Below are 9506 nucleotides of genomic sequence, written 5' to 3'. Positions count from 1 at the left end.
TGGGCCCGTAGCTCAGCTGGTAGAGCAACTGACTTTTAATCAGTAGGTCACAGGTTCGAACCCTGTCGGGCTCACCAAATATAAAGGCTGATACTTCGAGTATCAGCCTTATTTGTTTTGAGCTAAAACACTATAATTGCTAAATCCCCCATAATTAGTTTATTGCCTTGAAAAAGACGGGTTTCTGTCCTTGTCTAAAGCGCGCTTGCTGCGTAATGTTAGGCAATTACTATTTCGGGGAGTTGTTGGTTTGTCGTCCTTTCTTAAAGCTGTATCAATAAGTGCAATAATTGCTGTTTCTACTGCTGTGCTACCCATAGCAGCTGCGGCACAAGATTCTGATAATGTAACAGAGATTCATCTACGCAATGATCCAGCTTTTATTGAATGGCTAGAAGGCGTTAGGGTGGAAGGTCTTGAACGAGGCATTAAAGCCGAAACCTTGGATATGGTTCTACCTACCATTGCCCCAGTTAAAAAGATTATAAAACGAGACAGAAACCAGCCAGAAGTAAAGCAAACTTATGCTCGCTACTTAAAAAGTCGTGTGAGCGATTGGCGGAAAGGTAAAGGCAAAGCCATGATGGCTGAGCACGAGGCTGCATTAAAGGCCGCAGCTGAACGGTTTGGAGTGCAGCCACGTTTCATTGCTGCGATATGGGGTATCGAAACCAATTACGGCACAGTACCGCTATCCTACAGCGTTTTTGATGCGGTTGCGACACTCGCTTATGATAAGCGCAGAGCAAAACGTTTCCGTAGAGAGTTATTTGCCGCCCTTGAGATAATTGACCAAGGCCATACTACACCTGAGAACATGAAAGGATCTTGGGCCGGAGCTATGGGCCAGCCACAGTTCATGCCAGAAAATTACCTAAAATATGCTGTTGATATGGATGGCGATAACAAACGTGACATCTGGAACAGCAAAGCAGATGTATTTGGTTCTATCGCTAACTATCTGAAATCTTATGGCTGGGCAGATGATCAAACTTGGGGGCGTAAAGTAAAGCTACCCAAGGGCGGCGAAAAGTCATTGCAAGGTAAACAGGCTGAAGGTATTTCGCCGGATCGCTGGTGTAAAGCTTATAAAAGCATGGGGGTTTGGCATGATCTTCAAGACTGGCAAGCTTTAGGTGTACGCCGTCTTGATGGCACAGATTTACCAAGCCGTTCTCTGCCAGCAGCGCTCATTGTAGGCGATGAAGGTGATGATGAAGGTTATCTGGTGTACCGAAACTTTTGCTCTGTAATGCGCTATAACCCAAGCTTTAAATATGCGCTGGCAGTTGGCTTGTTATCGGATATTATTGACCAGAAATGATGTTAACCAAGAAACATATTATTGCTGGTATTCTAGTAGTTGCCCTAGGGGCCTGTAGTTCAAATTGGAGCAGTCCAACACCTACATCAGGTGGTGGTGGCGCTCCTTCTGGGCGTTATCCTAATGATAACGAGCTGCCTAAAGGTGATCAGGGTGTAAAACGTAAAGTTGGTACACCCTATAAAGTTGCGGGCAAATGGTATCACCCAAAAGAAGACCCTTACTATGATGAAGTAGGATATGCTTCATGGTACGGGAAAGACTTCCACGGCAAAAAAACTGCAAATGGTGAATATTTTAATATGAATGCGTTGACGGCAGCGCATAAAACGCTTCCGTTACCTACTTTCGTTAAAGTTACCAATCTGTCTAATGGCCGCACCATTATACTGCGTGTTAACGACAGAGGACCTTTTGTAGGCACTCGTATCATTGATATATCACGTCGAGGGGCGCAGCTGCTTGGTTTTCAAAAGCAAGGCGTTACCAAAGTTCGGGTTCAAGCGGTTGACGAAAATGGCAATCCACCAAGAGGTACACCTCAACCAACGCAAACAGCGGCGGTAAGAGACGAAAGCCACTATATTCAGGTTGGTTCTTTCTCTAGCCGCCAAAATGCCAAAAAACAGGTGCAAAAGTTAAAAAGAGCAGGGCATAAAGCCCGAGCGGAACAGGCTGATGCCAGTGGGCGCACTTTGTGGCGCGTGAGGCTAGGGCCGTTTATTAAACGAATAACTGCTGAAGAGAGACTTGACCGCATAGTTGCGGATGGGTTTTATGAAGCGCGAATTTTCACAGAAACTGTAAAGTAACGATCGGTAGATCAAGGGAATAGAATGATTAAGCAGTTTTGGGCAAGGCTCCTACTAATTTCACTAACAGTTATGGGCTTGGCAAGTATTGCTAACGCACAGCAAATGGCAACGCCGGCTCGTCATGCAGTTTTGCTTGATGCTTCGACAGGTAGCATTCTCTTTGAGAAGGATCCTGACACAAGCTTCCCTCCGGCATCAATGAGTAAGCTGATGACAGTTTATCTTGCCTTTGAAGCCATCAAAGAAGGTGAGATGCGCCTTGATGATGAGGTGACAGTTTCAGATGAAGCATGGCGCAACTGGAATAACCGCGGTTCGACTATGTTCCTGAAAGCCCGTGATGTTGTAACTGTTGCCGATCTCCTTCGTGGTATCATTGTACTTTCTGGTAACGATGCTTGTGCAGTACTCGCCGAACATATGGCGGGTTCAGAAGAGATATTCGTGGAATGGCTTAATGCTAAGGCTATTGAACTTGGTATGAACGGAAGCCAATTCAAGAATGTAAACGGTTGGCCTGCTGAAGGTCATGTGATGACGGCTCGTGATCTTGCTAATCTATCCCTGCATTTGGTGAATGATTTCCCAAATCTCTACCCAATGTTTGCTGAACGTGAGTATCTTTATAAAGATTTCCGCTCTAATCGCTATAACCGCAACCCACTTCTGGGCCGTTTTGCTGGCGCTGATGGCCTTAAAACAGGACATACAGAAGAAAGTGGATATGGCCTGGCAGGATCAGCTGAACGTGAAGGACGCCGCCTTGTAGTAGTTGTTGGTGGCCTTGATAGCTCAGCGGCTCGTAGTCGTGAAAGCCAGCGTCTCTTGCAGTATGGCTTCCGTAACTTTAGCCACTATCCATTATTCCGTGCTGGCGAAACTGTTGACTATGCAGAAGTTTGGCTCGGTGGGGAAGCAACTGTACCGCTTCTCATCTCAGATGATCTGGCGATTACAATGTCCCGTCGCCAGCGTGCTCAAATGAAAGTATCAATCGAATATACAAACCCGATTGCTGCACCAATTCAAAAGGGCGCGAAAGTAGGTACATTAAAAGTTGAAATGCCAGGGCGTGCGGCAGTAACCCGCGATCTTGTTGCTGGAGAAACCATTGATAAAGTTGGTGGTTTAGGTAAAATTGGCGCAGCCTTCGAATATATGCTGTTTGGTTCTGCTGGCGCGAAGAAGCCGGAGCCTAATTAATATGCCAACGCAAAATAATGCACCTTTCATCACCTTTGAAGGTGGTGAAGGTGGTGGCAAGTCAACACAGATTAAACTCCTAGAAGAATGGCTTAAGGAAAAAGACCTTAACGTTCTCAGAACGCGTGAACCAGGTGGCTGCACGGGGGCAGAGCTTATCCGTGAACTTGTTCTGACCGGAGATGTGGACCGCTGGGAACCAGTAACGGAAGCGCTCCTTTATGCAGCAGCACGAGCCGAGCATGTTGCTCGTACCATTCGCCCAGCACTCGCTGGAAGTAAATGGGTACTGTGTGACCGATTTGAAGATTCCAGCATTGCATATCAGGGCGCTGGGCGAGGGGTTGGTGTTGAGAATGTTGAGCAAATACAAAGACTTGCATTTGGAAACTTAAAACCCACATTAACATTTCTTCTGGACCTTCCTGTTGAAATTGGCCTTAAACGTGCCATTGGCCGCGAAGGCACTAAAACAGTAAATGTAGAAGACCGCTTTGAGCGAATGGATGTAAGTATTCATGAAACACTTCGTGCAACATTCCTCAAGCTGGCAGATGCCGAACCAGACCGCTTTATTGTTCTTGATGCCACACAAAGCATCGATGAACTGCAAGAACAAATTCGTGCAACTGTTGCAGAGAGATTTTCCCTTTAATGGCTGATACGGAAGAAAGTTTGGAATTAAACCCAAGGCATTCGGAGTTGCTGCTCGGCCATGAAGCCGCAGAACGCATGTTTCTTGAGGCCTTCAATAGTGACCGACTTCACCATGCCTGGCTTATTTCAGGCCCCAAAGGAGTAGGTAAAGCCACACTAGCATGGAAGATCGCAAAATTCCTGCTAACCCAAGCAGATAAGGATGATGGGCCCGGTTTATTTGGCGATGATCTACCAAGTGAGGCTACTTCGCTAAATATCAGCCCTGATCACCCTGATCTTCACCGCATCGTATCTGGTGGGCACGGTGGGCTTGTGGTCGCCGAACGAACAGAGAATGAGAAAACCGGTAAACTTCGGAACGATATCGTTATTGATGATATCCGCAAACTGATCAGCTTCTACAGTCAGACGAGTGCCGAAGGTGGCTGGCGTGTGGCAATTGTAGATGCTGCAGACGAGATGAACGTGAATGCAGCCAATGCGCTTCTTAAAATCCTTGAAGAACCACCTGAGAAATCTATTATTCTGCTGCTATCTCATGCACCGGGTAAATTGTTACCAACTATAAAAAGTCGTTGCCGTGCTTTATCGCTTTCTACACTACCAGAAGACGGCGTGAAAGCTGTGCTTGCGGGTAAGTTTCCTGAGTTATCTATCGATGATCTAACGGCCCTCACACGTTTGTCTGAAGGCGCGCCGGGTAGGGCAATTGAATTGGCTAATAACGACGGTGTAGGCCTATACAGGAAAGTATCCACCCATTTAAGCCGTTTTCCGCGTTTTAATATTCCTGAAATACATATCCTTGCAGGTGAACTGGCCGCGGTTAAAGCGGATGCTAAATATCGTTTGTTCGTAAAGATTTACCTCGGCTGGATTGAACGCATGATCCGCCAGAGCGCCAGTAACATGCCCCTTCCAGAAATATTAGACGGTGAAAATGAACAAATGAGGCGTATTTCTGTATCAGCCGGGGTTGATCGCTGGCTGGACCTGTGGGAAAAGATGGGCCAAATGGTGGCGCGCGCTGATGCGGTAAATCTTGACCGTAAGCAGGTGATCGTAAATTTATTTACATCCCTCAGTGCAGTCGCCCGATAGTATCTTTAAAAGTTTGAGAGAAACAATGACTGATAAGTCGTCTTTTTACATTACGACGCCAATCTATTATGTGAACGATGTTCCACATATTGGCCATGCCTATACGACCCTTGCATGTGATGTTCTCGCGCGCTTCAAGCGGCTGGACGGTTATGATGTTATGTTCCTTACAGGCACTGACGAACACGGCCAAAAGGTTGAAAAATCAGCTGAGAAAGCTGGTGTCGCTCCGCTTGAATTTTGTGACCGTGTTTCAGCACGCTTCCAGGAGTTGGCGAAGGCAATGAATTTCTCTAATGACCAATTCATTCGCACAACCGAGGAACGTCATAAAAAATCAGTACAGCACCTTTGGGAACGCCTCGTGGAAAAAGGGTTCATTTACGAAGATAAATATGCTGGTTGGTACAGCGTGCGTGATGAGGCCTTTTATGCTGAATCTGAACTGATTGACGGCGAGGGCGATGAAAAACTTGCCCCAACAGGCGCTCCAGTGGAATGGGTTGAAGAACCAAGCTATTTCTTCAAACTTTCTGCCTTTGAGGATAAGCTGCTTGAGCTTTATGATGGTCAGGAAAATTTCGTAATGCCGAAATCCCGCCTCAATGAAGTTCGCAGCTTTGTAAAAGGCGGCCTTGAGAACCTATCTATTTCCCGCACAACATTTAACTGGGGTGTACCTGTACCAAATGCAGATGGCCACATTATGTATGTGTGGATTGATGCACTTACTAATTATCTAACAGCCGTTGGATACCCAGATACTGATGGTGTTGATTACCAAAAATTCTGGCCAGCAAATGTTCATATGGTGGGTAAAGATATTCTGCGCTTCCACGCGGTTTATTGGCCTGCTTTCCTTATGGCAGCTGATTTGCCGTTGCCAAACCGCGTATTTGCGCACGGATGGTGGACAAATGAAGGCCAGAAGATCTCTAAATCTCTTGGTAATGTCATAGATCCATTCGAACTTATTGAAACCTTTGGCCTTGATGAAACTCGTTTCTTCCTGATGCGAGAAGTACCGTTTGGTAATGACGGTGATTTCTCTCGTCAGTCTTTCGTTCACCGGGCGAATGCTGATCTTGCGAATGGCCTTGGCAACCTGAGCCAACGCACGCTTTCAATGATCCACAAGAACTGTGAAGCGAAGTTACCAGCACCAGGCGAACTTACAGCGGAAGATACAGAACTTCTTTCCGGGATCGAAGCCGTGCTGGAAACTGTACGCGGTCATATGGATAAGCAAGCCTTCCATCTGGCACTTGAAGCGATCTTCGCACAAGCAGCTGCCGCTGACCGCTATATCACCACGCAGGAACCATGGAAGCTCCGTAAAACCGATACGGCGCGCATGGAAACGGTGCTTTATGTACTTGCGGAAGCTATTCGTATGCTTGGTATTCTTATTCAGCCAATTATGCCCGAAGCAGGAGACAAACTTTTAAGCCAGATCAGCGTTACAAATCGTGGGTTTGACCAGTTGAATGAGGCAGGGCGTCTTCAACCAGGCATTGATATACCGAAGCCACAAGGTGTGTTCCCTCGCCTTGAATTGCCAGAGGCCGCTGAATAATGAGCAAATACGGGTATATTGTTGATAGTCACTGCCATCTGAACTACGAGGGCATTATTGAACAGCAAGACGATGTTGTTCAACGCGCTCGCGCCGCTGGTGTTGGCTGTATGCTAAGCATAAACACTAAGTTGAGACAATACCCAGAAATCATTGATATCATTGAGAAATATGATGATATATTTGGCACCGTAGGCATTCATCCTCACGAGGCGGAAAACGAACCTGACGTAGCTGTTCAAGCACTTCTGGAACGCGCTGCACACCCCAAAATCGTGGGTATTGGTGAAACTGGGCTGGATTATTATTATGATAATGCACCCCGGGATATGCAGGCCGTGAATTTTCGCAGCCATATCACAGCATCTCGTGAGCTTGGCTTACCTGTTATCGTACACACACGTGACGCGGATGATGATTGCATCAATATCCTTACCGAAGAAATGAAAAAGGGCTTTTTCCCGGGCGTTATTCACTGCTTTACTGCAAGCCAACGCCTCGCGGATGCTTGCCTAGAGATGGGGCTTTATATCTCTATTTCCGGGATTGTAACCTTCAGAAGTGCGAAGGAACTACAAGCCAGCGCGAAAACCATTCCGCTAAACCGCTTGCTCATTGAAACTGACTCTCCATTTCTTGCGCCGGTACCGCACAGAGGTAAAAAGTGTGAACCAGCATTTGTTGCGAACACTGCAGAATTTCTAGCAGATTTGCGCGGAGAAAGCCTTGAGGAGCTCAGCGAAGCGACCACACAGAATTTCTTCGATCTTTTCTCTAAGATCACACCACCTGCAAAGGCCGCGGCATGAAACTCACGATCTTAGGCTGTGGCACTTCTGGCGGCGTGCCTAAGATTCCGGAATATTGGGGTGCGTGTGACCCCAAAAATCCAAAAAACCGTCGGCGCAGGGCAAGTGTGCTGGTGGAAGAGGGGGACACAACCTTCGTTATCGATACTACACCAGATTTTCGCGAACAGATGCTAATGGCAGGCACAGAAAGTCTGGATGCTGTTTTCTATACCCACGATCATGCAGACCATGTGCACGGCATTGATGACCTTCGTGGTTTCTTCCATTCAAGCCGGGAGAAAATCCCGGTTTATGCCGATGAAGAAACCTTACAGGTTATTAAAGACCGGTTTGATTATATCTTTCGCTCGCAGGCTGGGTATCCGGCGATGTGTAAAGGCCATGTTTTAAGCGGCCCCAAAACCGTTGGTGCAATTAAAATGACACCATTTGAACAGGGCCACGGTAACGGTATCAGCCTCGGTTACAGGTTCGGGGATATGGCCTATTCAACAGACCTGAACCGCTTACCAGAAACAGCCGTTGAAGCATTACAAGGCGTGAAGGTTTGGGTGGTAGATGCACTTCGTTATGAACCTCATCCAACACATTCCCATTTGGAACAAACTCTCAAGTGGATTGAACTGATTAAACCCGAACGCGCCATTCTCACCCATATGACATGGGATATGGATTATGAAACGCTTAAGCGGGAATTACCTGACGGTGTTGAACCTGCTTATGACGGTATGGAAATCACTCTCTAAACCATTGAGCATTTGAGCAAACCTTACTGATGCGGTACACTGTATCCTTGGAGGAAAGCACGATGGATCATGATCCGTGGCAAGTACCTGACCACAAAGGAAAAAATCACGATCGTTACAGAACAGTGGAGCAACCAAAGGTTCTCCGCCTTGTGCTGTTTCTCCTTGGCCTGGCGATGCTTGTTTTTGGTCTGTCCCTTGTTTTTCCAAGCACCACAATGAATGACCCTTATTTGGTGCGTAGCTTGGTTATTCTGGGTATTTTCGGCGGTGTGGCGGCTTTTTGGAGCCGAACGTCTATTTTAAAGCTCATCAAATATGCGGGCATTTGGCTTTTGTTCATTGTAGGCACGTCGCTTTTTTACCTGTACCAATCTGATGTGGGAACGAGGTTTATGGCGGCGCTTGATCCATCAGGCGTTACCAGTTCTGACCACGGGCTTCTGGTGCACAGGGCAAAAGATGGCCATTTCTGGCTGCGAGCCCAAATTAATGATGTGCCAGTGAAATTTATGGTGGATACAGGCGCCAGTAACGTAGTGTTAAGCCCGGAAGATGCGGCTCTTGTTGGCATTGATATGGATGATCTGGTGTTTACGGGCAGGGCAGAGACAGCGAACGGCTCCGTTCAGTTTGCGAAAACCCGCGTAAACAGCATAGAGATTGGCACAGAAGCATTTTACGACGTTACCGTTACCGTAAACGGTGCAGATATGCGAGGTTCACTCCTTGGCCTCAATATCCTTAACCGCTTCTCAAGCGTTGAAATGCGCGGTGATACACTGATTTTACGGCCTTAATTGTGTTAAGGCTAATTTCAAATCATGAAATAGAATATAGTCCGCTGAGGCTGGAAGCATAGCAAGCTTCGTCAGGTAGCTTTAACAGAATGCTTGTAGCGACCATTGCGAAGACGTTTAGAAAGCCTAAGCTCGTTTTCATTGTTCACACACTCAACAAGCGGTGTCAGGCCGTTGATATCGACATTAAGAGCGACATCATGAAATATCCCCATAAGAAGAGTAAAACTTAGTCCTTAGTGCGAATAAGGCTGTAACACGTTGTTTATAATGGGAAAAGTTGCAACGAGACGTTTTTAATAAACACCGTATAATTTCCCATAATATAAATTATGCGATATTTATTAATATAAAAACCGACACCTCTTTTCCTTGGTTAGCGCATTCTTCCCCGCTATTTATGCAAGCCTCGCTTCTTAAAAACTTTTAAACCAACCCTTACCGCCAGAAAGAGCCTCCTATCTCAAAT

The 9506-nt window shown here is 46.6% G+C and carries 9 protein-coding genes and 1 tRNA gene; all 10 read left to right on the top strand.

Going from position 1 to position 9506, the window contains the following annotated elements; all coding sequences use genetic code 11:
- Nucleotide 1 precedes the first annotated feature (1 nt).
- The 10 genes from MF542_RS16700 (at nucleotide 2) to MF542_RS16655 (ending at nucleotide 9037) form a co-directional block, all read left to right on the top strand.
- Nucleotides 2–77, top strand: a tRNA-Lys gene (locus tag MF542_RS16700).
- A gap of 173 nt (nucleotides 78–250) precedes the next feature.
- Nucleotides 251–1324 (top strand): lytic murein transglycosylase, encoded by a 1074-nt coding sequence (locus MF542_RS16695; RefSeq protein ID WP_247021566.1) that lies wholly within the window; start codon nucleotides 251–253, stop codon nucleotides 1322–1324.
- Nucleotides 1321–2136, top strand: a complete 816-nt coding sequence (locus MF542_RS16690; RefSeq protein ID WP_247021563.1) for a septal ring lytic transglycosylase RlpA family protein — start codon at nucleotides 1321–1323, stop codon at nucleotides 2134–2136. Before MF542_RS16695 ends, MF542_RS16690 begins: the two co-directional genes overlap by 4 nt.
- A gap of 24 nt (nucleotides 2137–2160) precedes the next feature.
- A complete protein-coding gene (locus MF542_RS16685; protein ID WP_247021561.1) occupies nucleotides 2161–3342 on the top strand; it encodes a D-alanyl-D-alanine carboxypeptidase family protein in 1182 nt (393 codons plus the stop codon).
- 1 nt (nucleotide 3343) lies between these two features.
- Nucleotides 3344–3997 (top strand): dTMP kinase, encoded by a 654-nt coding sequence (gene tmk, locus MF542_RS16680; RefSeq protein WP_247021559.1) that lies wholly within the window; start codon nucleotides 3344–3346, stop codon nucleotides 3995–3997.
- On the top strand, nucleotides 3997–5103 hold the full coding sequence (locus MF542_RS16675) for a DNA polymerase III subunit delta' (protein WP_247021557.1): 1107 nt from the start codon (nucleotides 3997–3999) through the stop codon (nucleotides 5101–5103). Before tmk ends, MF542_RS16675 begins: the two co-directional genes overlap by 1 nt.
- A gap of 1 nt (nucleotide 5104) precedes the next feature.
- On the top strand, nucleotides 5105–6679 hold the full coding sequence (metG, locus tag MF542_RS16670) for a methionine--tRNA ligase (RefSeq protein ID WP_425531263.1): 1575 nt from the start codon (nucleotides 5105–5107) through the stop codon (nucleotides 6677–6679).
- Nucleotides 6679–7488 (top strand): TatD family hydrolase, encoded by an 810-nt coding sequence (locus MF542_RS16665; protein ID WP_247021553.1) that lies wholly within the window; start codon nucleotides 6679–6681, stop codon nucleotides 7486–7488. The genes metG and MF542_RS16665 overlap by 1 nt, the downstream gene beginning before the upstream one ends.
- Nucleotides 7485–8237 (top strand): MBL fold metallo-hydrolase, encoded by a 753-nt coding sequence (locus tag MF542_RS16660; protein ID WP_247021551.1) that lies wholly within the window; start codon nucleotides 7485–7487, stop codon nucleotides 8235–8237. Before MF542_RS16665 ends, MF542_RS16660 begins: the two co-directional genes overlap by 4 nt.
- Nucleotides 8238–8299: 62 nt before the next feature.
- A complete protein-coding gene (locus tag MF542_RS16655; RefSeq protein WP_247021549.1) occupies nucleotides 8300–9037 on the top strand; it encodes a retropepsin-like aspartic protease family protein in 738 nt (245 codons plus the stop codon).
- The last annotated feature ends 469 nt before the right edge of the window (nucleotides 9038–9506 follow it).

This window comes from Kordiimonas laminariae (genome assembly GCF_023008165.1).
Taxonomy (GTDB): domain Bacteria; phylum Pseudomonadota; class Alphaproteobacteria; order Sphingomonadales; family Kordiimonadaceae; genus Kordiimonas; species Kordiimonas laminariae.
The sequence above is the reverse complement of the archived record's forward strand: the minus strand, read 5'-3'. Positions and strand labels throughout refer to the sequence as shown.